19 protein-coding genes are annotated in these 23,917 nt (G+C 71.0%); 2 read left to right on the forward strand and 17 right to left on the reverse strand.

The genetic code is table 11. From position 1 onward, the window contains the following. Positions 1 to 2: 2 nt before the first annotated feature. The 9 genes from ACFMRZ_RS09225 to ACFMRZ_RS09265 form a co-directional block, all read right to left on the reverse strand. The gene (locus tag ACFMRZ_RS09225; protein WP_400178729.1) at positions 3 to 1,568 is read right to left on the reverse strand and encodes a hypothetical protein; all 1,566 of its coding nucleotides are present in this window, start codon (positions 1,566 to 1,568) and stop codon (positions 3 to 5) included. Further along, positions 1,565 to 2,209 (reverse strand): hypothetical protein, encoded by a 645-nt coding sequence (locus tag ACFMRZ_RS09230; RefSeq protein ID WP_400178731.1) that lies wholly within the window; start codon positions 2,207 to 2,209, stop codon positions 1,565 to 1,567. The genes ACFMRZ_RS09225 and ACFMRZ_RS09230 overlap by 4 nt, the downstream gene beginning before the upstream one ends. Next, entirely contained in the window at positions 2,206 to 2,967 is a 762-nt protein-coding gene (locus ACFMRZ_RS09235) for a hypothetical protein (protein ID WP_400178732.1), read from the reverse strand. Before ACFMRZ_RS09235 ends, ACFMRZ_RS09230 begins: the two co-directional genes overlap by 4 nt. Before the next feature lie 388 nt (positions 2,968 to 3,355). Beyond that, positions 3,356 to 4,567, reverse strand: a complete 1,212-nt coding sequence (locus ACFMRZ_RS09240) for a cytochrome P450 (protein WP_400178733.1) — start codon at positions 4,565 to 4,567, stop codon at positions 3,356 to 3,358. Next, a complete protein-coding gene (locus tag ACFMRZ_RS09245; RefSeq protein ID WP_400178734.1) occupies positions 4,564 to 6,729 on the reverse strand; it encodes a hypothetical protein in 2,166 nt (721 codons plus the stop codon). The genes ACFMRZ_RS09240 and ACFMRZ_RS09245 overlap by 4 nt, the downstream gene beginning before the upstream one ends. Then, positions 6,726 to 6,914, reverse strand: a complete 189-nt coding sequence (locus ACFMRZ_RS09250) for a hypothetical protein (protein WP_400178735.1) — start codon at positions 6,912 to 6,914, stop codon at positions 6,726 to 6,728. The genes ACFMRZ_RS09245 and ACFMRZ_RS09250 overlap by 4 nt, the downstream gene beginning before the upstream one ends. Before the next feature lie 106 nt (positions 6,915 to 7,020). Then, entirely contained in the window at positions 7,021 to 9,567 is a 2,547-nt protein-coding gene (locus ACFMRZ_RS09255; RefSeq protein ID WP_400178736.1) for an ATP-binding protein, read from the reverse strand. A gap of 114 nt (positions 9,568 to 9,681) precedes the next feature. After that, positions 9,682 to 10,383 (reverse strand): DUF4328 domain-containing protein, encoded by a 702-nt coding sequence (locus ACFMRZ_RS09260; RefSeq protein ID WP_400182810.1) that lies wholly within the window; start codon positions 10,381 to 10,383, stop codon positions 9,682 to 9,684. Between the two features lie 66 nt (positions 10,384 to 10,449). Then, positions 10,450 to 11,142, reverse strand: coding sequence for a hypothetical protein (locus tag ACFMRZ_RS09265; protein WP_400178737.1), 693 nt, complete (start codon positions 11,140 to 11,142; stop codon positions 10,450 to 10,452). 120 nt (positions 11,143 to 11,262) lie between these two features. Here ACFMRZ_RS09265 and ACFMRZ_RS09270 point away from each other — a divergent pair, with 120 nt between their 5' ends. Further along, complete coding sequence (locus ACFMRZ_RS09270; protein WP_400178738.1) at positions 11,263 to 12,057, forward strand: acyl-[acyl-carrier-protein] thioesterase; 795 nt, start codon at positions 11,263 to 11,265, stop codon at positions 12,055 to 12,057. On the opposite strand, the gene ACFMRZ_RS09275 is transcribed toward ACFMRZ_RS09270, so the two are convergent. From ACFMRZ_RS09275 to ACFMRZ_RS09310, 8 genes are all read right to left on the reverse strand, one after another. Next, positions 12,039 to 12,377: a hypothetical protein gene (locus ACFMRZ_RS09275; protein ID WP_280276349.1), complete on the reverse strand. Its 339-nt coding sequence runs from the start codon at positions 12,375 to 12,377 to the stop codon at positions 12,039 to 12,041. The two genes, ACFMRZ_RS09270 and ACFMRZ_RS09275, sit on opposite strands and share 19 nt — an antisense overlap. A gap of 152 nt (positions 12,378 to 12,529) precedes the next feature. Continuing rightward, positions 12,530 to 13,732 (reverse strand): lipid-transfer protein, encoded by a 1,203-nt coding sequence (locus tag ACFMRZ_RS09280; protein ID WP_400178739.1) that lies wholly within the window; start codon positions 13,730 to 13,732, stop codon positions 12,530 to 12,532. Continuing rightward, positions 13,725 to 14,147 carry a Zn-ribbon domain-containing OB-fold protein gene (locus ACFMRZ_RS09285; RefSeq protein WP_400182811.1) on the reverse strand — a complete coding sequence of 141 codons (423 nt, stop codon included), beginning with the start codon at positions 14,145 to 14,147 and terminating at the stop codon, positions 13,725 to 13,727. The genes ACFMRZ_RS09280 and ACFMRZ_RS09285 overlap by 8 nt, the downstream gene beginning before the upstream one ends. 81 nt (positions 14,148 to 14,228) lie before the next feature. Further along, entirely contained in the window at positions 14,229 to 14,618 is a 390-nt protein-coding gene (locus tag ACFMRZ_RS09290; protein WP_280367613.1) for a peptidase inhibitor family I36 protein, read from the reverse strand. Positions 14,619 to 14,759: 141 nt separating this feature from the next. Continuing rightward, positions 14,760 to 17,510, reverse strand: coding sequence for a helix-turn-helix transcriptional regulator (locus ACFMRZ_RS09295; RefSeq protein ID WP_400178740.1), 2,751 nt, complete (start codon positions 17,508 to 17,510; stop codon positions 14,760 to 14,762). Between the two features lie 30 nt (positions 17,511 to 17,540). Continuing rightward, positions 17,541 to 17,828: a hypothetical protein gene (locus tag ACFMRZ_RS09300; protein ID WP_280276357.1), complete on the reverse strand. Its 288-nt coding sequence runs from the start codon at positions 17,826 to 17,828 to the stop codon at positions 17,541 to 17,543. A 95-nt stretch (positions 17,829 to 17,923) separates the two neighbouring features. Further along, positions 17,924 to 18,535 carry a TetR family transcriptional regulator gene (locus tag ACFMRZ_RS09305; RefSeq protein WP_400178741.1) on the reverse strand — a complete coding sequence of 204 codons (612 nt, stop codon included), beginning with the start codon at positions 18,533 to 18,535 and terminating at the stop codon, positions 17,924 to 17,926. Beyond that, complete coding sequence (locus ACFMRZ_RS09310) at positions 18,528 to 19,586, reverse strand: dihydrodipicolinate reductase (protein ID WP_400178742.1); 1,059 nt, start codon at positions 19,584 to 19,586, stop codon at positions 18,528 to 18,530. Before ACFMRZ_RS09310 ends, ACFMRZ_RS09305 begins: the two co-directional genes overlap by 8 nt. Before the next feature lie 235 nt (positions 19,587 to 19,821). Here ACFMRZ_RS09310 and ACFMRZ_RS09315 point away from each other — a divergent pair, with 235 nt between their 5' ends. Continuing rightward, positions 19,822 to 23,847, forward strand: coding sequence for a hypothetical protein (locus tag ACFMRZ_RS09315; RefSeq protein ID WP_400178743.1), 4,026 nt, complete (start codon positions 19,822 to 19,824; stop codon positions 23,845 to 23,847). Positions 23,848 to 23,917 lie beyond the last annotated feature (70 nt).

Raw genomic sequence — 23,917 nt, forward strand, 5'->3', positions numbered from 1 at the left:
GCCTACCCCGCCGCCGCGTCGACCAGCGCGGCGTGCAGCGCCTTGGCGGGCGCGGCGGCCCGCTCGCGGCGCAGCACGACCTCGGCGAACGCGGCGGCCACCGCGCGGCGTGCGTCGAACCCGGTTTCGCCTGTGCCGCCGGGCAATTCGGCACGCCAGTCCCGGTACCCGCGCAGCAGTTCGCCGAACGTGGTGTACCGCCCCGCCGCCACCCGCATGTACTCGACGATCAGGATGCGCTGGGCGGCCCTGCGGGCGGCGTCGTCCCCCGCGCTGTTCAACGCGAGACCGAGCTCCCGCACCGTCGCCTCGTAGATCAATTGATCATCGGAATCCGCTGCGGCTTCCGATGTTTCGGCGCCCGTGCCCGGATCGCCCGCGACCCGCTGATCGAGCGTGATCGATCGGACCGTGGCCGGGTCACCGGGCTCGCTGTGCCACCGCACCCCTTCGGCGTCGTCGTCCAACTCCGCGACCGCGACGACGTCGAGTTCGATCGCCGGATAGTCGGAGAGCACCCGATCGACCGCCGCCGCGAACTGGCGCACCGGAACCTCGTGCAGGCCCGGCAGATCGAACCCGACGACCCTGACACCGTGTCGGTCGGCCAACGTCCGCGCCAGCCAGGCGAACAGTGGGGAGGTGCCGGGTTCGGCCGCCGGCCGTTGCGTCTCGCGTGCTCGATCCTTCTTGTCCTCGGCCGCTCTCGGCGGGCGCGGCGGGGTGTTCGAGCGGGGACTCGAAGGATTCTGGTCGGCGGTGGCACCGCGTGGCGCCCCCGAAGACGGCCCGGACCACGGCGTTTCCGGTCTCGCGGCGGCAGCGGAGCCCCTATTCCGCGAGGAGGTCGGCCCGGGACCGGCGGTGGCCGGCTTGCGGGGCACTTCCCGTCCGGTCGCCGGTGGCGAGGCACCGGTGGGCGGTGAAACACCCGCGGCAGGAGGCCGGCGGCTCGGGTCCGCGCCAGACTGCGGGCCGTTTCGGCCACCCGGTGCGCCTGAAGGATCCTGCGACTGCGGGCCCTCCGGCGACTGCGGACCGTTCGGCGACGATCGGCCGTTGGGCGAGGACGGCCCGGTGGAAGCGCCGGGCGAGGTGCCGGACGCCGGCGGGACCGTGCCGGGCACGGAAGGGGGCTGTGCGCCATCCGCAAACCCGGAACCTGTTGGGACAGTGCCGTTCTCCGGCGACTGCCAGGAAGCGGGGGCGGCGGGTTGCACCCCGCCCGCGTAGTTCCAGCCCGGACCCGACGGCTCGCCTCCGCCTGCGAGTAGCCGCGCCCCGCCGAGGTCCTGGGTCTGGAAGTCCTCGGCCGCGTTCGCGACCTGCCGGGCCGTCCCGCGCAGGCTCTCCTCCATCGCCCGCAGACCGGCCAGCAGCTGATCGGCGTGCGGGGTGAAGTCCTTGGCGAACGCCTCGCCGAGATCGTCGTCGCCCCAGGCTCCTTGGGCGGCGGCCAAACCGCGTCGCAGGTCGGCGTAGGTGCGGCCGACGCGCTCGCCGAGGTCGGCCAGGCGCGCGCCGTCGTTCCGCAGGGTGTCGGGATCCAGCCGAAGCTCGTCGCTCACGCCGACTCCCCCGCCGCGCCACGGTGGTCCCGCCGCCACCGGAATCGCCGCTCGAACCCGGCCACGAATCCCACCCGCGGCACCGACGACGTCGACCGCTCCACCACGCCGTCGTCGGCCACGTAGAACACCGCGCGATCCAGCGTCGTCTCACCCGCCGGCGCCGGCGAACTCACGAGCCACCCCACGCCCAGCCGCTCGGCGTGCAAGCCGGACAGCGAATATCCCTCGGTGTCGTAGCCCTGCCGGAGAATATGCGCACGCACCAGGGCGACCGCCTCGGGCTCGGCGACGCCGTCCGGCTCGTCCGCGGCCAGGCCCGCGGCCACGAATTGGAACATGGCTCCGTCGAGGTCGATGCCGTCGTCGTGACCGAACACGCGCGCGAGCCCCGCCCGGGTCACCGCACCCGATTGCGCCGCGGCCACCAACTCCGCGGCCGCCTCCGCCGCGCCCGCGTGCCCGGACGCCAGCTGCGCGGCCACACCGGCCACGCTGCCGACCGTCCACACCGCCGGCATCGCCGGCGCGCACTCCGCCATCGCGGCCGACTCGCCTCGATACCAGCGTCCGGCCTCCCACCAGTAGCAGAACGACAGCAAACCGGTGAGCGCACGCGGGTTCAGCACCGGGTCCGTCACCCACCCCGGCTTCCCGCAAAGAATTTCGGCACCGCCGCACCGGAGTTGTAGACGGCGTCCAGCACCGGCGACTCCCACACGCCACCCGAGAGCACCGCCCGGTCACCGGGCAGCAGGGTCAGCGTCGAGCCGCTGCGGCCCGCGCTCTCGAACACCCCCGTCGACGGCCCGACTCGCGGTCCGCGCCGCGACCCGGCCGCCACGAACACCGCCGCCAGCACCGTCCATCGCGCCCACAGCACCGTCAGGTCCGGCAATTCGCCGTCGACCGGCACCGCCCGCACCCCCGCCGCACGATCCGCACGCGCCGCCACCGCCGCCTCCCGCGGCGGCCTCGACGCCGATGCCACCCGCCCGATGTACGCCGCCAGCCACACCGGCAGGCGTTCCCGCGGATGAACTTCCAGGTCGGCGAGATAGGCCTCGGGCGCGAACAACTGCTCTCCCGGGAACGGCTCCGCGCCATGGTCGGGCAAGACCTCGGCGCCATCGGAATCCACGCGCACCAGCAGTCGCCACCACGGCCCGTCACCGGACCCGGCCGAGACCGCACGATGCCGCCGCACCGCCGCCCACACCGTCTCCGGCACCCGGCACCGGACGGTTCGCGTGCCGTCGTCGGCCAGCAACCACGCCGACTCGCTGACGACGGTCATCGCGAACCACGCCTCCAACCGCTGCCACCCCGCCGGCACGAATTCCGCCAGCCCGGCGGCGATCTCCGCGACCAGCTGCTCGGCCTCACTCGCGCCGGCCACGCCATCCTCCGCAGCCCGGCGACGCGATCGTCGAAGGCGCCGGCTCACCGGCGTGCCGCACACTCCACGCGAAGTTCATGGACATTCCCCTGGATAGCCTCGATCTGTTCGTCACCAGCACACATGCCGTCGACATGACGATTTCGCCGCGCCGGTGCCGGCGCAAGTCGATATTGCCAACGATGGGGACCCGTTCCGGTAGCAGGGACAGTGAGCGCCGCGGCGACGCTCGCCAACCTTCACCGCCGGTCCTTGCGGAAATCTTGGCGTTCGCTTGTGCCGCATACCGCCCAGCAGGGCATACCGGGCCTTACCAGTCTGATTGCTTCAGTATCTCCCGGTCATCGGTACATCGCGTAGACGGGCGGGTGATTCCGCGGGGCCGTGGTTATTCGACGGGGAACGGGGGCGAGGGCGGGAAGGTGACCGGCAGCGCGGTCAGGGCACGGTGGAACGGGCCGGGGCGCCAGGTCAGGGCCTCGGGGCGGACGGCCAAGGTCATGTCCGGCAGGGCATCGATGAGCTGGTCCACCCCGTCCTGCGCGATCAGGTAGGCGGCCTGCTGGGCGGGACAGGCGTGCGGCCCAGCGCCCCACGCCAGATGTGACCGGTTGCCGGTGTGGTCGCCCGCGCTGACAATCGGATCGTTGTTGCAGGCCGCGATGCTGATCACCACCGGCTGGTGGGCCGGTAACCAGACATCGTCGATCAGGATCGGATGCCGCGGATAGCTCATGCAGAAATTCGCCATGGGCGGATCGCGAAAGAGCACCTCGTCCAACGCGTCTCGCGTCTGCAGGCTGCCGCCGAGGACGTTACCGGCGAATCCGTCACTGGTGAGCACCGACAGCATGGTGTTCGTGATCAGGTTCAGCACCGGCTCGACTCCGGCGCCGTAGAGCGGGACCAGTTGCTCGACGACCTCCTCATCGCTCAACCCGGCCGGATGCTGCAGCAGCCTCGTCGTGATGTCGTCACCGGCGTCGGCGTGCTTCTGCGCGACCAGCTCCATCAGCGCCTCGATGAGCATCGAATTGCCTTGCGCCGCATCGCTTCCCTCGAACATCGCCATGATTCCCGCGGCGACGCGGCGACCGATGTCCGGCGGGCAGCCGAGCATTGCGTTGATGGCTTCGAACGCGAGCGGGGTCGCGTACTGGGCGATCAGGTCGGCCGACCCGGTCTCGCAGAAGCCGTTGATCAGCGGCACGGCGATCCGCTCCACGATGCTGTGCAGGCCGTGCAGGTCGACCGCGGTGATCGCCGCGACATTGGCCTCCCGGTACCGCGCGTGTTCGGCGCCGGCCGAGCGGATCGCGTTGGGCCGCCACTCCAGCATGGGCTTCACCGGGCACTCCGCGGGGATGTGCTGCTGCCAGCCGCGCGGGTCGGCGGGGAAGTGGTCGGGATCGTGCAGGATGCGCACCGCGGTCCGGTAGCCGATCACCAACGTCGCGGGCACTCCCGGAGCGAGCTCGACGGGCACCATCGAGCCGTAGCGCTCCCGCATCCGCCGGTAGGCGCGGTGCGGTTCGGTCGCGAATTCCGGCGCGTACAGGGCCACCCGGGGGCCGTCGGTATCGATCGGTGAGCTGGTCATGCGGGCCTCAGTTCGATCACGGTGCGGTCGTGCAGGTCGATGGTGATGCGGGCGGTGCCGCGGGCGTCGGCATGAACGACGGCGTCGGTGGCGCCGTGCGCGTGATAGGTATGTGCGGGCCGGAGCCGGTCCAGCACCACGGCGTAACGGCCGGGCGCCACGCCCGCCCGGAAGACGGCGTCCAGACCGGCGCCGTCCCCGACTGCCCTGGCCACCAACACATCCGGGTGCGGCAGTTCGGCGATGCGCGGGCCGTGCTCCCAGGCAGCCGGGCGCGGCCGCGACATCATGTCGGTGAGCGCGCACGGCCGTCCCAGGCTGCCCAGTCCCAGCATGCCGTTGGCGTGCACCGACGCCCCGGTGAAACCTCGTGCGCTCGTGCGGTTCCCGTGCTCACCGAACTCCAGTTGCTCGACCGCCGCGCGCCACAGCGACGAATGCCACTCCCGCGCACCGCATTCCTGCGCGAGCAGCATGGCGGCCGCCAGCGGTTCGGCGTTGGTCGCCGCCTGCGAACCCCAATCCGCCGCGGTGGGCGATTCGGAGCCACCCGTCCCGGGCAGCAGGTACTGCCCGGTTTCGAGCCACTCGCGGCGCAGGACTTCCCACGCGCGCCACGCGGTCTCCGGCAACAGCGGCGCCAGGAAGGCGACGATGCCCGCCGTGGTCGTCGGACCGCGGAAGCCGCGCGCGGTGAGGCCCAGCCCGGACGCGAGGAAGGTCACCAGATCGCCGTCGGCGGCGGTGAATTCGGTTTCCAGCGCGTGCCGCAGTCGCGGCGTGATCTCGGCGGCCGCGCCGGTGCCGCGCAGCGCGTCGGTGACCGCGACGCCCGCGGCACTCACCGCGTTGCAGTAGGGGAACACCAGGCCCCGGGTCCGCGACCGCCCGATCGGCAGCGGTTCGCACGGCCACAGGCACAGGTCGCTGTCGAAATTGCGGACCACGATCGCGTTGATCGCGTCGTGGTCGTAGATCGCGGATTGTCCCAGCAGCGAATGGAATTCGAGCGCGCCCGGCGCGCGGAAGCGGGCGTCGCCGGTCGCCTGTTCGAACATGCCGAGTTGCAGGTTCAGGTATCCGGTGAACATGATGTTCTGCCGTACGTCGATCGGGTCCGTCCGGCGCTTGCGGAAGTCCCAGTTGCCCAGCAGGTTCTCCCAATACCAGTACTGCCAGACCGCGGGATCCTGGAGCCGGTCGAGCAGCATCGTCTGCGCGGCGTGCACCGGGCCACGCAGCGCGGGGGTGTGCGAGTAGGCGTACATCGACAGCGCCCAGCCGAGCGCGTTGACCTGATATCGGTACTGCTGCAACGGACCCGGGCCCTCGCCGTCGAATCCGGTCCAGTCGCCGGGCGGCCGCAGGGCGACGCGCAACAGATGGCGTAGCAGCGCGAGCTGGTCGGCGGTCGCCTCGGTCACCGGCGGGGACGCGGTGGAGCGTTGCAGCGGAACGGGATTCGTCCGCGCCGCCGCCCGCCGCTCGGTGAGATATCGGGCACGCTCGGCGCCGAGTCGCACCGCGGCACGGTGCCGGAACAGATCGCGTGTCATCGCGATCCCGGCGCCGGCCACCGCCACGCCGAGCGCGACCCAGGAGAACCACGTGAACGGTCCGGGCATCGCGCCGTGGTACGCCGCCAGGCCCGCACCGGCCGCCGCCGCGACGAGCACGATGACCGGCAGCGTCACATAGTCCGAGCGGGCGATACAGCGGAACGCGTAGGCCCAGCCGGACGCGATGAGGACACCGGCGAACCCCGCGATATGGCCGGTCAGCACCACCGCTGCCGGGGCGACCAGAACCCCGGTGACCAGCGCGGCCAGTACGGCCGAGCTCGCCAGCACCACGCCGAGGCGGAATCTGCGCAACGCCCAGCCGAGGACGGCCGCCTCGGCGGCGACGATCACCGCGTGACCGACGACCATGGCCGTGTCGAAGTGGTGGTGCAGGGGCGGCACCGCCACGATGAGACCGGCGCCGGGAACGATCAATCCGGCGCCGAAGGCCCGCCACGGCAGCGGCAGCCCGGCGAGCACAGGCCCGGCCGCCGCGACCACCCAGACCACGAGCACGACGGCCGCCGTCCGGGCGAACCAGCGCGCCGTCATCGGGCCCCGCATCCGTACCGCCGGAACGGAATCGGTCGCCGCGGTCATCGAGCCCACTCCGGTTCGGTGGACAGCACCAGATGCCGGGACGTGGCGATCTCACCGGGCGCGGCCGGGCGCGCGACCATGCCGTCCCGCCGTCGCAGCGACCGCCACAGCCACATCATCCGCGGGCCGAACAGCATCAGACCACCGAGCACCACACAGCACACCACCGCGCTCACGCCTCCCACTGGCTCACCACCCGGCCGACACGGCCGCCCACCGCGGGTGGCCGCCGAGCCCAGGATGATTACCTAGGTAGGGGTTTCGGCATCGGTGCCGCGATCGGTATCCCGGCTAGCGGTGCACCGCCGTCGGCCCGCCGGAAGCCTCAGGACCCGCATAGGAGGCCGGCACGAAGCGGGTGATGGCGGAGCGCGAGGTGATCTGGAGCTTCTGCAGGATCGCCGCCACCTGTGCGTCGACGGTCCGGCGCGAACGTCCGCGGCGCGCGGCGATTTCCGCGTTCGTCCAGCCGGCGGCGGCCAGGGCGGCGACCTCCTGTTCGGCGGCCGTGAGCGCGCGCCAGCGCGGCGAGGGATCCTCGCCGCGCCCGGTCGGGCCGGGCCGCTCGGCGAGGCTGAGGGTGCCCATCGCCAGCCGCTGCACCTCGCTCGACTCGGGCCGCAGTTCCGCTCCGCGGGACACGGCCGCTCCGAAAGCCCTTGTGCCGAGCACCTTTTCGGCCGCGCGCACCGCCTCGCGACTGAAATCGGCGAAGGGGCCCAGCTGCTCGATGTCGACGCCCAGCCGGTCGCGCAGGCGCCGGGTGCCGCCCGCCAGCAGCGCGATCTCGGTCGCCAGCGCGGCCGGTGTGCGCCGCTCACCCGCCGGGCCCGGCGGCGGATCGACGAGCAGTCGGGCCAGCGACCAGGTCCGGAATTCGACCGCCCACAACGCGCCCCACTGCTCGCGCGACGGCGTCAGGGCCTGCAGCACCGCGCGCTGCACGGCCAGCGCCTCGCCCGGTTTGCCCAGCCTGGTCAACGCGATGGACCAGGTCAGCTGCGCCCACGACCGGGTCCACGACATGCCCGCGGCGGTCGTCCGGTCCAGATAGCGCCGGGCCAGCTGCCGCGCCTGCTCCGGCGGGCCGAGCAGCGCCGCCGCGAGCGCCGCGAACTGTTCGCTGGGAATCGATCCGGAGACGTTCCCGGCCCGATCGAATTTGTCGCGGGCGCGTTCGAGGACGGTGACGGCCACCGGATCCCTGCGGGCCAGCATGAGTTCCACGCCCCACGCGAAATCGACGGCCGGGGGCAATCCCGCGTCCGTCCGGGGATCCTGCCGCCAGTCGGGCCCGAGGCCGGGCGCGCAGGCCCGGACACACTCGTCGAGCATGGCCTCGGCGTCGCGAATCTCGCCCTGGCACAGCACGATCCAGATCAACAGCGCACGAGCGGTGATCCGCAGTTCGTCCGGCGCCGCGTTGCCGGTGACCGCGAGCGCGCGTTCGGTCCACGCCCGCATCTCGCGCAGCGAGCCCTGGACGAACGGCAGCCGCAGCGTCAGCAGCCCGACGCAGATCTCCAGACCGTGGGCGCCGTCGCCCGCGGCGAGACTTCGTTCGAGCGCGGTCACGATGTCGTTCCACGAGCCGGATGCCCAGGCCATCAGGTCACGTTCGGCCGGGCCGAAGCATCCGGCCGCCGCGGACAGCACCTTGTCGCGGTAGTAGTCGCGGTGCCGGGCGGCCGGTCGCGTCGACTCGTCCGTGCCGTCCGCGGTCCGCTCGCTCAGTCGCTGCCGGGCGAAGACCCGCAGATTCTCCGACAGCGAGTACCGCACGGCGGTGGTGCTGATGTGCCGGGTCACCAGTGACTGCTCCGCCAGGCGTTCGAGCAGCGGCTCGATCTCGTTGCGGGCGAGGGGTTTCCGCTCGTCCCGAGGCGCGTCGTCGGGATCCGCGCAGATGGCCTGGATCGCCTCCAGCTCGGCGCCGACCGCGGCGGGTCCGGCGGCCGCGGCGGGCGGGCCGGTGTCGTAGCCGCCGGCGAACACCGACAGCCGATCGAAGAGAAGCTTCTCCTGCTCCCCGCACAAGCCGTAGGACCAGCCGATGACCTCGCCGATGGTGCGGTGCCGCGGCTCGCCGCCGAGCGCCGGACCCGGCGGCCAGTCCAGTCGGCGGTCGGTCTCGGGGTCGTCCCCCAGCTGCTGGAGGATCGTCGCGAGCGGCCGGCGGACCAGGCATCCGGCGGCCAGGCGCACGAACAGCGGGTGCCCGTCCATGTGGCGGCAGATCCGGGCGGCGACGGCCGCCTGGTCGGCCCCGACGACCGGGTGCCCGGTCATCTCGGCGCGGTGACGGAACAGGGCCAGCGCCTGCTCCGGCGACAGCGGCGGCACCGTGAACCGGTACTCGTCCACCCAGCCGACGGCCTCGCGACTGGTCGCCACCACGCACAACGCCGGGACCGCCTCGAGCAGCCGCGCGATCACCGCGCCGGCGCTCGCCAGCACATGCTCGCAGTTGTCCACCACCAGGACCGGCCGGGCCGCCGCGCCCGACAGCGTGCTGACCGACGCCTCCCACGCGGAGCGGCCCGAATAGTCCGCCGACACAACGGATCTGGCGATCTCCTCCTCGACGACCGCCACCGGACTACCCGTGGGCAGCCGCGCCAGGCGGCACCAGTGCACGCCGATGCGCCGCGACTGTTCCAGCCGTCGGCACGCCTGGGCCGCCAGCCTGGTCTTGCCGATGCCGCCCGGTCCGATCAGTGTCACCAGGCGGGTGCCGCGCACGAGTAATGCGACGAGTGCGTCCAGTTCCCGCTCACGTCCGATGAAATCATCCGCCCGCTCAGCGCTCTCGGCCGTGCCGGAATACCCCGCTGACATGCCGACAACCCTAACGTCCGGGGTGCCGCCACGGCATGCTTCGCGATACGCGTCCCGCCGAATGTCCGTTTCGTACGTTTTCCGATGTGCCGACCGCCGCTACGCAACTCACCGCTAGGCCGCGGAAGCGCGGGCGGTCTCCCAGCGCTCCACTCGCCGCAGCAGCACGGCCAGCAGGACGGCGGCCGCGCCGATGAGGACGGTACCGGCGAGGAAGACCAGTACGGCGCCGCCGATGCGCCCCGCGTCGGCGGGTTCGGTGCCGACCAACGACATCGCCAGGGACAGGATGGCCAGCAGCAACGAACCGACGACGAACGACAGCCACCAGAGCGTGACCAAGGCCGTGGTCGCGTTGCCGCGCGGCCGCACCGGCGCGGCGGGCGTCTCCGGGTACACGGCGCGTTGCACGTCGTCGAGCACGATCGGCGGTAACACGAGGTTCAAGAACGGGAGGAAACCGAGCACCGCCCACACCCGCGGCAGCCGGTGCCGCGCGGGCGAGAGCACGTCGGCGTTGCTCCGCGCCCGATACAACCACACGACGAACAGCACACCGGCGACCGCTTGAGCGAGCACCGCCACGGTAGTGATGCCGAGCCAGGACCGGGAGGCTTCCAGATCGGTCAGGTACTGCGCGCGCTCCAGCTCACCGTTCTCGAAATCCACGTGCAACAGGTAGTTGCGCACGTGGATACCCCACTCGACGAGACGGAAGACCAGGACCACCGTGACGGCGGCGAGGATCGCGTACGCCAGCCCGCGGAGCGACCGGAACGACGGCGGATTCCCGATGCCGGAATGCTGTGGTTGCATCACCGTGACCACGGTATCGGCCGGGATTCCGCGCTGTATCGGCGAAATCGCCAGTCCTCGAACGCATCACCCCGCCGGTACGGCGTCGTTGTGTAACGCCGCGCGGGCGCGGGCGCGGGCGTAACCGATGACCTCCTCCGCGTAGGCCCGGGCGTCTGCCTCCGTGAAACACCCGCGCAGTTCCTCGCATTCGGCGTCCAGTCGCGCGCCGGGACCCCGCTCGGCGAGCAGGACGACCATCGCCTCCCGGTACCGGCTGCCCGCGACGGGCCGGGCCGACAACTCGTCGAGATAGCTCTCCGGCTCCAGCAGCCGCAGTGCCCGGCGCGCGTAGGCGTGGACCCGACGCGGCAGTTCGGCGCGGACGGCCTCGATATCGGCTTGCAGCACATGCTGACCCGGTTGGTCCGCGTCCAGTCGCAGCGACCACATCGTGGTCAGCTCCGCCGGCAACGTCTCCGCGCCGAGCAGGCCGGGACCGCTCGCCTCCGCGAGCGGGACGGACGGCAACCCGAGCCGCGCGTTGCGCCAAGCGCAGAACTCCCACCACGCGATCGGCGTCGCGCTCGACTCCAGCCCGAACGCGATCACCTGCCGCCCGCCGGTCCACGTCCGCGAGACCCTGGTACGGCCCACCGTCGCGACGCCGCCGGGCTCGATCCGCACCCACCTCGGCTCGGCGCCTTCGAACCCGTACGGCTGCAGCAACTTCCCCATCTCACGCAGCAAGCGGCGTACCGCCGTATCGGATCTCACCATGACCGCAGCCTAACCACGACCACCGACAACCCGGCGGCTGTCCGGTCCCGCACCGTGTCGGATCGTGTCGCCGCGGGGTCCGATGGGTACGCTCGCGCGGAACCCGCGAAAGGAGCGTGCATGGGCGCCGTCAGCACCGCCGACCGTTCGGCACAGATCGCGTTTCCGCTGCCGCCGTGCCCGGACGAGAGCCGGGCCTTCCACGAACAGTGGCCGGTACGGCTGGGCGACACCGATGGCGACGAGCGGCTGCGGCTCGATGCGGTGGCTCGGTATCTCCAGGACATCGGATACGACCATCTGCAGGTGGTCGAGGAGGGTGATCTGCATCCGGGTTGGATCGTGCGCCGCACCGTGATCGACGTGCTGCGGCCGATCGAGTTCGGCGACCACGTGCACCTGCGCCGGTGGCCGTCGGCGTTGTCGAATCGCTGGTGCAACATGCGGATTCAAGTGCGCAGCGAGAACGGCGGGCTGATCGAGGCCGAGATGTTCCTCATTCACGTGGACATCGAGGGCGCGCGTCCGGCCCGGATGAGCGACCGCTTCATGGCGCCGATGCTCGCGGCGACCACCGAGCACCGGTTGCGGTGGCGCGCCGCGCTGCGCGAAGAGACCGGCGTCGACGCCGAGGTGTGGCCGTTTCCGTTGCGCGTCACCGATGTCGACCGCTACGGGCACGTCAACAATGCCGTGCACTGGGAAGCGGTCGAGGAGGCGCTGGCGCGGTTCCCCGGCATCGGCGCGGTGGCGCACCGGGTGATCGTCGAGCACGCCGGCGCCGTGATGGCCGGTGACGATGTCTCGATTCGCGCCTGGCGCGATGACTCGGCACTGCACGTGCAACTCGAAGTCGACGGCAGCGCACGGACATTGGCGCGCGTCGAACCGCTGGATCAGGGCAGCAGGGCGTAGACCCGCACGACGAAGCCGGTTTCCGGCGCGCCGGACGGGTGGGCGATGTAGAAACCGCGGCGCGACAACGACTGCCGCTCACGCGGAATGGGCGTCCGCGACCCGGAGACGATGTTCGACAGGACGGGCTGGTCGTAATTCGCCCGGACATCCGCCAGCACACTGAATCTGATCGCCGCGGTGTCGGGTTCGGTCCGCCACACCAGTTCTCGCGCCCCGTCGGGCACCTCGGCGAGCGAGAAGTTCACGCTCGATCGGCCCTTCTGCCCGGAGCGGGGCTGGCTATCCGACCGAACCTCGGCGACCACGACCTCAGCCATCCCTAAGTCTCCTCATGTATTGCCGACCGATCAGCGTCCCGACTCTACCAATGCGGGCGGCCCGGGACCGGCTACCGCGCGCCGTGGCGCGAGACGGCAACCGCGAGTTCAGGCTTGCGGCCGGATCCGTGCCCCGCCCGCGTCGGACCGGGTCAGCGCGTGGCGATGATCGCCGAGCCGTGCCCGAACAGGCCCTGGTTCACCGCGATTCCGGCGAGCGGGTCATCCACCTGACGGCCCTCGGCCTGACCCCGCAACTGCCACGTCAGCTCGCAGACCTGGGCGATCGCCTGTGCGGGGATCGCCTCACCGAAGCAGGCCAGCCCGCCGCTCGGATTCACCGGCACGCGGCCACCCAATGTCGTTGCGCCGCTGCGCAACAGCGCCTCTGCGCCGCCGGTCTCGCAGAGCCCGATGTCCTCGTACCAGTCCAGTTCGAGCGCGGTGGACAGATCGTAGACCTCCGCGAAGGACAGATCGGCGGGTCCGAGCCCGGCCTCCTCGTACGCGGCGTGCGCGATGGCGGAGCGGAACGTGCGCGACGGCGCCTCGACGGCCACGGCGGAGTCGGTCGCGAAATCCGGCAGATCGAGCACCGTCTTCGGGAAGGTCGGCGTGACCGTCGACAGCGCCCGGATACGAACGGGATCGACGGTGCCGTGCCGGCGCGCGTACTCCATCGACGTCAGCACCAGGGCCGCGCCGCCGTCACTGGTCGCGCAGATGTCCAGCAGCCGCAACGGATCCGAGACCACCGCCGACGCGGCGACCTCCGCGGCCGACACCTCCTTGCGATACCGGGCATACGGGTTGTTCAGTCCGTGCCTGGCGTTCTTCACCTTGACCGCGGCGAAATCGTCCAGCGTGGCCCCGTGCAGCGCCATCCGGCGGCGGGCGTACAGCGCGAAATAGATCGGATTGGTCGCGCCGAGCAGATGGAACCGCAACCAGTCCGGATCATCGCGGCGTTCCCCGCCGACCGGCTGGAAGAAGCCCTTCGGCGCGGCGTCCGCGCCGATCACCAGCGCCACATCGGTCAGCCCGGCCAGAATCTGGGCGCGCGCGTTGGCAATGGCCTGGGCGCCGGAGGCGCAGGCGGCGTAACTGCTCGAGATCCGCGCACCGGACCAGCCCAGCGCCTGGGCGAACGTCGCGCCCGAGACGAAACCCGGATAGCCGTTGCGGATCGTGTCCGCGCCGGCGATATAGCCGACGTCGCGATGGTCCACCCCCGCGTCGGCCAGCGCCGCACGCGCCGCGACCAGTCCGTATTCGACGAAATTGCGGCCCCATTTGCCCCACTGGTGCATGCCCGCACCGAGGACGGCGATATCGCGCTCGTTCGTGTCAGGCATCGACCGGCCTCCACATCCACACGGTGTGCTCCGCGTCCTCGTCCTCGTACAGCACGCCGACGGTCAGTTCGACCGGCATGCCGACGGACAGGTCGTCCACGGTGAGACCGCGCACGACCTGCCCGAGGATCACCATCTGCTCGACCTCGAGTTCCACCGCCGCGACGATGTACGGCTCGAACGGATCGGGCGAGATGTACGGCGGGGGTGGTTTGTAGCGTGCGTCCGCGTAGGACCAGATCCGGCCGCGCGTGGAAAACAAATACTCGGCCAGCTCGGAGCCGTCTTTCGGGGCCGTGCACTGCGGGTTGCGGCAGGCGAGCGTGTTCCGCGGGAAGTACGGCGTGCCGCAGGCGGTACAGCGGCTTCCCTGCAGGCGCACCGTGCCGTCGTCCGCAGTGAACCAGTCGGCCACGGCGGGGCGTTGTTCTTTCTGCACACGCCCGACGTTATAGGAACACGTTCTACTTTGGGTAGGGCCGCCCCGAGATCGGCCTCAGCGGCAGACCCACACCGCGTCGGCGAGGTTGTCGGCCTCGGGCGGCAACGTGCCGCGATCGTTGTCCGCGGTGGCGGCGAGCAACTGCCACTCCTGGCCGGTCCAGTTGTAGATCCCGACGGATCCGCCCGTGCGATTCCAGTACGAGGTCAGCCGGTCGCCGACACCGCCGTTGCCGATGTCGTACAGCGCGCAGTCCGACTCCACCTGCACGATCATGGGACCGGTTCCGTTCGGGCCGTCCCAGCCGCAGAACGTCCCACCCGGGCAGGCGTACCCGGGATACGCCGAGGCGGTGGCGGCGGGCAGGAGCGTGACGGCGGCGGCCGTGCCCACCGCGAGCGCGGCGGTGACGAACGGCGTCCGGGCGCGAGAAACGAGCGACATGGTAGTTCCTTTCGGCAGATCGGATTCCGGCCGAGCACCGAATGTGTTGTCGCACTGCGAGTTCGACAAGTTCGGCCGACGAGATCACGGTATCGGGCGACCGGTGACCGCCGAATCCGCCGAACTACTCATCGGCGTTACTCAGGTGCGGGTGCGCTGCACCCAGGCAGCGATCTGAGCACGCTTGGCGAAGCCGAGTTTGGTGAGGATGTGCTGCACGTGGTTCTGCGCGGTGCGCTCGGAAAGCACCAGCGCGGCGGCGATCTCGCGGTTGCTCAGCCCCTCGGCCACCAGGTCGGCGACCTCCCGTTCGCGCGGCGACAGCACGCCGCGCGTGTCCGTGGCGCCCGTGACCCGCTCGAGCCGCTCCACCCACGGCCGCATCCCCAGCGCTCGCGCATTCGGCAGCGCGGACTTCGCCGACGCCGCGGCCCCGTCCAGGTCACCGTCGGCGAGCAGCACCTCCGCCAGTTCGCAACGGGCCTCGACGGCGAATCCCGCCGCCCCGACGTCGTCACAGACGGCCGCCGCCTCGGCCAACTGCGTCCGCGCCGCCTTCGAATCACCCAGTGCCGCAGAGCATTTCCCCAGCCACAGCACGGCCGGTCCATGGTAGTGGGCGGTTCCGCCGCTGCCCGACACGTGCTCACCGCGGCGCTCGGCGAGCCGATCGGCGAAATAGCGCACATCCTCGATCGCCCCGACCCGGGTCGCGATCATGGCGCCCGTCGCGAGCACGATGGTGGCGAAATACGGTGGGACGTCCCACTGCGCGGGCGGCCCGAGGCCGCGGTACACGGCCGCCGCTTCGTCCCGGCGCCCCGATTCGGCCAGCGGCATCGCGGTGCCCAGCCCGGAGAACAGCCGGTTACGCACCTCGCCGCGAGTGTGGGCGGGCGGCAGCACCAGGGTCTCCGGAAAATGGCCGACGTGGTGGCCCACCATGGTCAGCAGCGACCGGTAGGCGCCGAATCCGGCGGGCATCGACAGTCCCTCGGCGATCTCCCGCGCCAGCCCGGCCAGCCGCAACGACTCGTGGAATTCTCCGACCGCCTGGGCGCGAGCGGCCTCGGCGACCAGCAGGTGCCATTTCGGGACCGGTCCGCCGGTGCGCTCGACACACCAGCGTAGCCGCGAAAGCTCCGCGGCCACCGCGCCGAGCCGCCCGTGCTCGAACAGGCTGTCGATGGCCCAGAGCCGGCCCCACATCTCGGTGGCCGGGCTGTGCGTCCGGGCTCCGGTCGCGATCATGGTAGCCGCCAGTTCGGCGCGCGTCTGTCGGTGTTCCGGTGCGGTGCAGGCCAATTGGCGGGCTCGCAGCGCGGCGACCACGATGTGCGGTTCGGCGGCCCGCTCGGCCAGTTCCAGCGCCCGCGCGCTGCTCTGCTCGATGCCGTCGAGGCGGCCCAGGTACAGCGCGGCCTCCGTCGAGCGGGCCAGCAGTCGCGCCCGCAGCCCGTCGGACAGGCCCGGTGCGGCCAGCGCCTCGGCACACTCTTCGTGAATGTCACGGTCCCACACCAGATCTCCGACCGGTTCGAGCACCAGCGCGCTCTCGGCCAGCAGCCCGGCGTCTCCCGACCGCCGCGCGAGAGCGGCAGCGGCGAGACAGTCGGCCCGCGCCGCCGTGCGGTCGCCCGCGCGCAGCAGCGCGTCCGCTCGGGCCAGCCGGAGTCGGCCGCGCTCGGCCGGGCCCAGGTCGGCGGCGTTGTCCAGAGCCAGGCCGTAGAGCCGTACGGCCTCCTCGAACGCCGACTCGCGCAGCGCGGTCTCCGCGGCCCGTCGCGCCCACCGCACCGCCGGCTCGCGCTGCCCGACCACCGCCGCCTGCGCGTAATGGCGGGCCAGGGCGGCGGCATGCGCCGCCGGCGCCTCGGGATACAGTTCCTCGATCGCGTGGGCGGCCTTGGTGTGCAACAGGATTCGCTGCCGCAGTGGCATTCCGTCCTGCAGCGCCGCCCGCACCAGGGAGTGCCCGAACCGCACGGCGCCCGCCGCGGCGGCGAGTTCGAGCAGCCCCGCGCTCACGGCCTCGTCGACGGCGGCCAAGCAGTCCGAGGCGGGGCGATCCACCAGCCGGGCGGCCACCGCGATCGCGAATTCGCCGCCCAGTATCGACGCCGCGCGCAGCAGTTCGCGCGCGCGGGGCGACAGCATCGCCATCCGGCCGTCGACCACCGCACGCAGCGTGGCGGGCACCACCAGCTCGGCGGTGACCGCGGTGCCCAGCGAACGACCCAATTCCCGCAGATAGAAAGGATTTCCGGAGGTCATCGCGTGTGCCTGGGCCGCGAGCGAGTCGGGGATCGGGCGGTCGGCCGCGCCGCGCAGGCACGCCGCCGAGTCCCGGGGCGACAGCCCGGTCAGGGTGAGCAGGCGGGCATTCGGCTCGCTCAGCAGTTTCGGTTCGATCGACCGCCAGCCGGGCGCGGCATCGATGGGCGTGTCACGGGCGGTGGCGCACACCATGATCGGGCGATCGCGCAGGTGTCGCACCACGTGCAGCAGCGCCAGCAGCGAGGGTTCGTCGGCCCAGTGGATGTCGTCGACGACGAGCAGCACGCCGGCGCCGGACGGGTCGAGCCGATCGGCGAAACGATCGAACAGCGCCACCCGGCCCGAGATCTGGTCGCCGGTGTCGAGGTCGTCGATGTCGACGAGTTGCCGCCACAGCCAGAACGGCGGCACATCCGGCAGCTCGGAGGCCCGCGCCCACAGCGAGCGCACACCCCGCACGCGCGCCCGCTCGGCGAGTTCCGCTGCCAGCCTGGTCTTTCCGATGCCCGCTTCGCCCGCGCACACGACCAGCTGCGCCGACCCGCCGAGCGCCGGCTCCAACCGGCCCAGCAGGTCGGCGAGTTCGCGTTCGCGCCCGATCAACGCCGCCGGCACCGGTCACCTCCGTCTCGCCGACGCTAGACGCTACCCGCGTCGGTGCTCGATGACGACCTCCGCGTCGAAAGCGGTCACGGTCTCCCCCGGGCCGGGCCGGATGCCGGTCCGGGCGAATGCCGGGAACAGCCGCTCGGCCGCGAAACGATCTGCGGCCGCGGCGGATTCCCACAGGTCGACCACGTGCAGCGCGCCGTCGCTCTCGCCGACGATGCTGAGCAGGTTCCCGGCGATCGGCTCGGGACCGAGCGCCTGGTGCACGGTCCGGTACTCCCGCAGTCCGACGCCGGGACTGCGGGTGATGTGGATGTAGGGCATGAGCGGTTCCTGTCTCCTCGTGCCGGCGGGTGATCGGCTCAGCGTAGGAGCGGGCGGGCGCGGGCCGCGTCCGCCGGATTACTCATGCCCGGTACTCATCCGCGGCGCGGCTCCTTCCAGCATTGGGTGCGGGTCCCCTCGAAGGCCTGCTCGGTGAGCCGGTGCAGCGTGGGACCGCGCGGGTCGTCGTGCTCGAGCCAGCGCAGGAAGGCGAATTCGGCGGCGGCCATTATCGTGTGGACGAGCAGGCCGGGCCGGATGTCGTCGGCCGACCGCGCACCCATCCGGTCGGCGAGGAGGTCGACCAGCCGCGCCCGGTCGTCGGGTCCGATCAGGGCGACGCGGTCGAGCAGGTGCGGTGCGGCCCGAATCGCGGTGCGCCAGTTGCCGAGTGCCTCCTCGTCGGCGCGGAAGGCTCGGCTCCACCGCAGGCTCGCCCGGCAGAGCGCGTCTTCGGCCGATTCGTCGGCGGGCCGCGCCCGCAGATTGTCGACAATCGCCGCGCCCGCCCTGCGCAGCGTCCCGAGCAGCAGATCCTCCTTGGTGGCGACGTAGCGGAAGTAGGTGCTGTGCCCGATGCCCGCGGCCGCCGCGATCTCCTCGGTCGTGACGGCGTCGAAACCGCGCTCGGCGAACAACCGCAGCGCGGCTCGCTGGATCTCCTGCCGGACCAGCGCCTTCTGCCGGTCGCGCAGCGACTCAGCCACCCGCGGGCCCCAGGTCCGGATGTGCGCGCCCGGCGACGACGGGCAGGTCCACGGCGGATTTGATGCCGGGCGCGGCCGCGCAGACGTACGGCACGGAATTGACGCAGTGGTTCGCGGTCGCCACGATGCCGGGATTGCGTTTCAGCCCTTCCGCGATGCTCGCCGGTTGCCAGCCCCGGATGACCACGAAGGTGTCGGGATCGCCCTTGATCTCGATCTCGTAGCGCTCCCCCTCGGGCCCGAATTCCCAGGCCGGTGCCAGATGCTCCTCTCCCATCAGCCAATTGACCGCGATCCGGACCACCGGCCGATCGCCCACGACGGCATCCCACTGGAAGCGCTGCCCGGCGACCTGTCCCGGCTCGATGATCCCCATCGGCGACTCGATGGGCGCCGTCGCGACCGCGATCTCGTGCGTCGTGCGCATCGTGGCCTCGGCGAAACCCAGTGTGTCCACACACATTCGCGCCGACTGGGTGAACCCGCCGGTCAGCAGGCCGAGCATCGGGGACTCGCGCGCCTGCTCGGGGGTGCCGCCGAAGCCCATCACCCAGCGCAGCACGTCGGGCGCGTCGTAGGTCCGCATATCGGAGAATTCCTCGGTACGCACGAAGGTGACCGCCGACGTCATCGCCGAGAGCACCAGCGGATGCACATCGGTTGTCCCGCCGGGGTTTATGCCGATGCCGTGCAGGGTGACGCCGCCGTCGAGGCAGGCGCGCGCCAGGGCGGCATCGCGTTCGCCCGGATAGAACCAGCCGACCGGCGTGACCACATTCTTGCCCGACCGCAGAATGCGTTCCACCTCACCGGAATTCGGGATCAGCGGCGCGTACACCACCGCGTCCGCGGACAACGCCAGGATCTCCTCGACGTCGTCGGTCGCGATCACACCCAGCTTCTCGGACCCGAGGAGGTCGCCGACATCCTTGCCGCGCTTGGCTTCCGAATGCACGTAGCACCCCACCAACTCCAGCTCGGGATGCGAGCGCACGGCCTGAATCGCCGCCTTGCCGACCCCACCGGTGGCCCACTGGACAACCCGCAACATGGGCCCTCCTCGAAGATAGGAACTCTATAAGTGAGAGACACTCTCTCAATGGGACGAGTCTCGCAAAACCGCGGGGGTTCGGCAACGGCCGATCAGGGTCGTTCCGGTACGAGTGGTGCAGCCCGCAGTGCGTGGCCCGCATCCCGAATTGCGCGTAGCGCACTACGCGGGCGTGCAGATATAGCAGGCGGCTACCGTTCGAAACCCCCCATCGCCCACGCGAACGGATCCGACCATGGACGCCCTGGACTCCTTCACCCATCTCGGCCTGTACCTGATCGACAAGGACACCGGCGGACCGATCGTCCGGCATCCCGTCTTCGCCGAGGTCGTGGTCCACTACGACCCCGGCTGCGAGCAGGACGGGGAACGCGACGGCGACGACGACGCGGCCGACTGCGAACGGTCGGTGAAGTGGGCCGCACCGCTGGGCGTGCTCTGGACCGATCACGTCGGCTACGTCTCCTACGATCTGACCCGCATGCCCGCGCCGGTGAGCCACCGGCTCGACGCCGAGGTCGCGGTGCGGCGGTTCGGGCAGGCGGTCCGCCGCGCGGCCGAGGACGGCGAGGACGGTGACGGCGGCTCGCCGGAGCGCATCACCATCCGGGCCCTGCCCTATGGCGCGACCTCCTGGATCAATGTGCTGGTGCAGGCCCGCTTCACCGACGGCGCGGTGGTCGGACGCCTCGTCGTGCCGCGACCGGACGTGCACCCGCCGCACTACGAGGCGGGCATGGCCTCGATGCAGAATCCCAGCCTCACCGACTGGCAGCTGTCACCGTCGTCCTTCGCCACCAACCCCACGCAGCTGGTCGGCGAGGACGGGTGTGAAAACCTCTATCCCGCAACGCTTTCCCTGCACGAGTTCGTCACCCGGCAGGTGGTCCGGCTCAGCGACAGCCCGCCCGGACCGCCCATCCCGGCGCCGTACCGGCCCGCCTACGTCGATGAGTACAAGGTCACCTGGAGCGCGCTGGGGCACTCGCTCGGCGAGATCCTCTACAGCCTGCCGCTGGCGCCGGGCGAGTCGGTGAAGCTGGCGGTGCTCGACTGGTCCTGGGACAGCCTCGTACGGCGCGACGAGAACACCAAGCTCACCGAGGAGATCTTGCATCAGACCCACCGTGATCGCACCATCACCGAAACCGTGCAGGCCGGACTCCGCGAACTGCAGCACGGCTCCACCTTCATGGGCGGCGTCGCGTCTTCGGCGGGCGGCAGCGGCAGCGGCAATGTCGGCGTGGTCGGCCTCGGGGCGGCGGTCGGCAACGCCTGGAGCATGGGCGGGTCCACCGCGACCAGCGACGGCAGCCGCGATCTCACCGCAGAGAACGTACAGGTGCTCAGCGACAGCTTCACCCAGGCCAGTTCCGCTGCGCGCGAACTCAATTCGACCGTCGTCATCCAGGCACGCCAAGAGGAGAAGGAGGCCATCCAGACCCGCACCTTCTCCAACTACAACCACGCCCACACGCTGACCATCCTGTACTACGAGGTGCTGCGGCACTATCGGGTCACGGTGCGGTTCCTCCGCCGCCGTCCCGCGGTGCTGGTGCAGTACCCGCCGCCGCTCAACACGTTCGACTTGGCCGAGCTGCTGCGCCACCGGGCGGTACTGGAGCCGGTCCTGCTCGATCCGGCCCTCGCGCCCGGCTTCGCGGCCCTGGCCGAACAGGATCAAGTGGCCAAGAATCAAGCGCTGCACAACATTCCGGCCGGCGCGCTGGACAAGCCGATCCCGCAGTTCTGGGAGGGCGATCTCCGCTTCGCGCTGTTCGAGTTCGGCATCAAGACCGCCGAGGGCCTGCGCGACAAGACCGACGAGCTGGTCATGATCAATCTGATTGTGGTGGACGGCAATTCGACCATCTCCCGGCCGCTGCTGGTGGAGTGGGAGAAGGGCGGAGAGACCGACAACGCCGATGTCGGTGAGCGTTTCAACGATACGGCGATGGGCTGGTTCATCGCCAAGCCCAAGGCGCCGGTCGGGCCGGTACCCTGGCATGACCTGGTGGGTTTCGAATTCGTCCTGCACGATGACGACGAGTGGCGCATGGACCGCCTGGCCATCCGCGGCTTCCACGCCGGCGGCGCGGTGGCCCTGCTCGACGACACCGACGTCGACTACTATTTCCCGCTCAACGGCGCGTCCAACACCGTCACCTTCATCCGCAAGCCCGGCCCGCGCCCGGCCGACCTCCCGCCGACCTGGTCGCCCGCGAAATCCCTTGCCCCCGAGGAGTATCAGTCCGCACAGCGCCTGATCGACCACGTCAACAGCAACAAGGCCTACTACAACCGGGCGATCATGCTGGCCACCCGGACCGCCGACATCAGCGTCGCCTTCGAGACGCTGCCCTGGGCCGACGGCAAGGTGCTGGCCGATGTCGCGACGCCGAACCCGCTCGAGGTGTTCGGCAACCACGTCGCCTATCCGCTCACGGGCGCCGGTGTGGCAGTGAGCGATCCGCCGCCGGAGGCGCAGACCGAGCGGCTGATCACCATGCCCACCCGCGGCGTGTTCGCCGAGGGCAAGCTGGGCCACTGCAATGTCGCGGAGGAGATCGACAACACCCGGTTCTGGAAGTGGGAGGAGCATCCCATCCCGATCCAGGCGCCGGAGATCGCGCCCACCACGCCCACCACCCCGAACCCGACACCGACCAACCCGACGCCGACGGCGTTCCCGCAATCGCTGGTCAACGTCGTATCCCCCAGTCCCGCACCCGATCCCGCGGGCCTGGCCGCGGCGCTGCAACTGCTCGGCACGCCGAACATCTTCCGCGATATGTCCGGCCGCGCCGAGGTCGCCGATCTGCTGAAGAAGCTGTCGGACAACACCATCTCGATCGCCGAGGCCGCCAACCGGGCCCGCGAGATCCAGGCGAAGTACGGCGGGTCGGCGAGCGCGGGCGGCGGGACGGGCGCCGCCACACCGTCCACCGGACTGGGTGCGGGCCGCACCTCGCCCAGCGATCGTTCCTCCACCACCAACCAGGATCTGCAGGACCTGCAGCACGTGCTCGGTAACGCGCAGGCCAAGAACCTGATCTCGCCGGAGGACGCGAAGTCGGCCTACACCAAGGCCTTGCAGGGCGCCTACGATCCCGAGTTCGTCCAGGTCGGCACGCAGCGGCCGGGCGGAACGACGGTCGCGGTCACCCCGGCCACCGACACCCAGCTCGCCCAGGCCGCCGCCGTGGAGTTCTTCAACGCCACCGACGTCGACAACTACCTCCTCGATGTCACCGGCAAGACCTTCGCGGGCTGGTTCAGCGCCACGCTGGCCGGGCGCGGCAGCTGGGGGCCACTGTCGATGTCGATGGACACCGACACCCTGATCCGGTTCGCAGAGACCTGGAACGCCTTCCCGCCCATCCTGGGCACCGATCGCGGCGCGGGCCTGCCCGGCATCTCGCTGCCCGAATTCGCCACCCTGATGGCCAAATTCCTGCACGAGACCGGCGGGCGGCTGCAATTCCGCGGCGCGGAGGGCGTCGGTGGTTACGGCCATCCGGGTCTGTCGTACGCGTTCGACTCGTTCGTCATCCAGCGGCCCGGTGAGAACGCGTTCACCAAGGGTTCCTACAACACGCTGAGCGGCAACCACACCGCCTTCACCTGCTTCCACGACCCGATCTACCTGGCCGCGTTCGGCACGCTACAGCCGACCGCGCAGGCCGTGCGCGACCGCAACGAATGGAAGGGCACCACCTGGCCCGCGGGCGTGTCGACGGACCCCGACGGCGCCGCGACCGCGTTCCTCCAGGAGGCCGACTTCTACAAGTTCCGCGGGCGCGGTGCGATCCAATCCACCGGCCGCGTGGCCTATCTGCCGATCGTGCAGTTCGTGCGGGCCTACACCGGCGACGACACCCACATCACCACCGTCAAGCAGCGGTGGCAGAACCTCGCGACCACCCTCGCCGTCCAGGGCGTCACCCTCGCCACCGACGACGATTTCGCCACCGCGTCCACCAACGCCGACTGGAACGAGCTGTTCCAGTCCGTCACCATCCAGGCGGTCGCCATCCGCGGGCACAACAACATCGCGGGCAAGCACTACCTGCCGATGTCGAGCAGCCCGGCCGTGCTGCGCGGAACCGCCCGCGGCTCGGCCTATTTCGTCGCCGTCGCCATCGCGGGCAACAACCCGTCCTACGGCAACGATGTGCGCAATCGCATGCTCGAGTTCATCGGCACCCTGTGGCGCACCCCGATGCCGCCGCTGGGCGGCGGGGGCACGATCGACCTGTAGCTGCCCGAAATGGGCCGCTCCGGCGCTCGCATGCCTCATCCTGAAAGTCGTCCCGCCGCACCCCGACCGC

This window comes from Nocardia sp. N2S4-5, assembly GCF_044628355.1.
Taxonomy (GTDB): Bacteria; Actinomycetota; Actinomycetes; order Mycobacteriales; family Mycobacteriaceae; genus Nocardia; species Nocardia wallacei_B.

Coding starts and splice junctions, on each gene's coding strand:
- ACFMRZ_RS09245 (WP_400178734.1), bottom strand. CDS start 6,729: ATGACCGCGGCGACCGATTCCGTTCCGGCGGTACGGATGCGGGGCCCG.
- ACFMRZ_RS09260 (WP_400182810.1), bottom strand. CDS start 10,383: ATGCAACCACAGCATTCCGGCATCGGGAATCCGCCGTCGTTCCGGTCG.
- ACFMRZ_RS09255 (WP_400178736.1), bottom strand. CDS start 9,567: ATGTCAGCGGGGTATTCCGGCACGGCCGAGAGCGCTGAGCGGGCGGAT.
- ACFMRZ_RS09240 (WP_400178733.1), bottom strand. CDS start 4,567: ATGACCAGCTCACCGATCGATACCGACGGCCCCCGGGTGGCCCTGTAC.
- ACFMRZ_RS09280 (WP_400178739.1), bottom strand. CDS start 13,732: ATGCCTGACACGAACGAGCGCGATATCGCCGTCCTCGGTGCGGGCATG.
- ACFMRZ_RS09275 (WP_280276349.1), bottom strand. CDS start 12,377: ATGGCTGAGGTCGTGGTCGCCGAGGTTCGGTCGGATAGCCAGCCCCGC.
- ACFMRZ_RS09315 (WP_400178743.1), top strand. CDS start 19,822: ATGGACGCCCTGGACTCCTTCACCCATCTCGGCCTGTACCTGATCGAC.
- ACFMRZ_RS09270 (WP_400178738.1), top strand. CDS start 11,263: ATGGGCGCCGTCAGCACCGCCGACCGTTCGGCACAGATCGCGTTTCCG.
- ACFMRZ_RS09265 (WP_400178737.1), bottom strand. CDS start 11,142: ATGGTGAGATCCGATACGGCGGTACGCCGCTTGCTGCGTGAGATGGGG.
- ACFMRZ_RS09310 (WP_400178742.1), bottom strand. CDS start 19,586: ATGTTGCGGGTTGTCCAGTGGGCCACCGGTGGGGTCGGCAAGGCGGCG.
- ACFMRZ_RS09300 (WP_280276357.1), bottom strand. CDS start 17,828: ATGCCCTACATCCACATCACCCGCAGTCCCGGCGTCGGACTGCGGGAG.
- ACFMRZ_RS09290 (WP_280367613.1), bottom strand. CDS start 14,618: ATGTCGCTCGTTTCTCGCGCCCGGACGCCGTTCGTCACCGCCGCGCTC.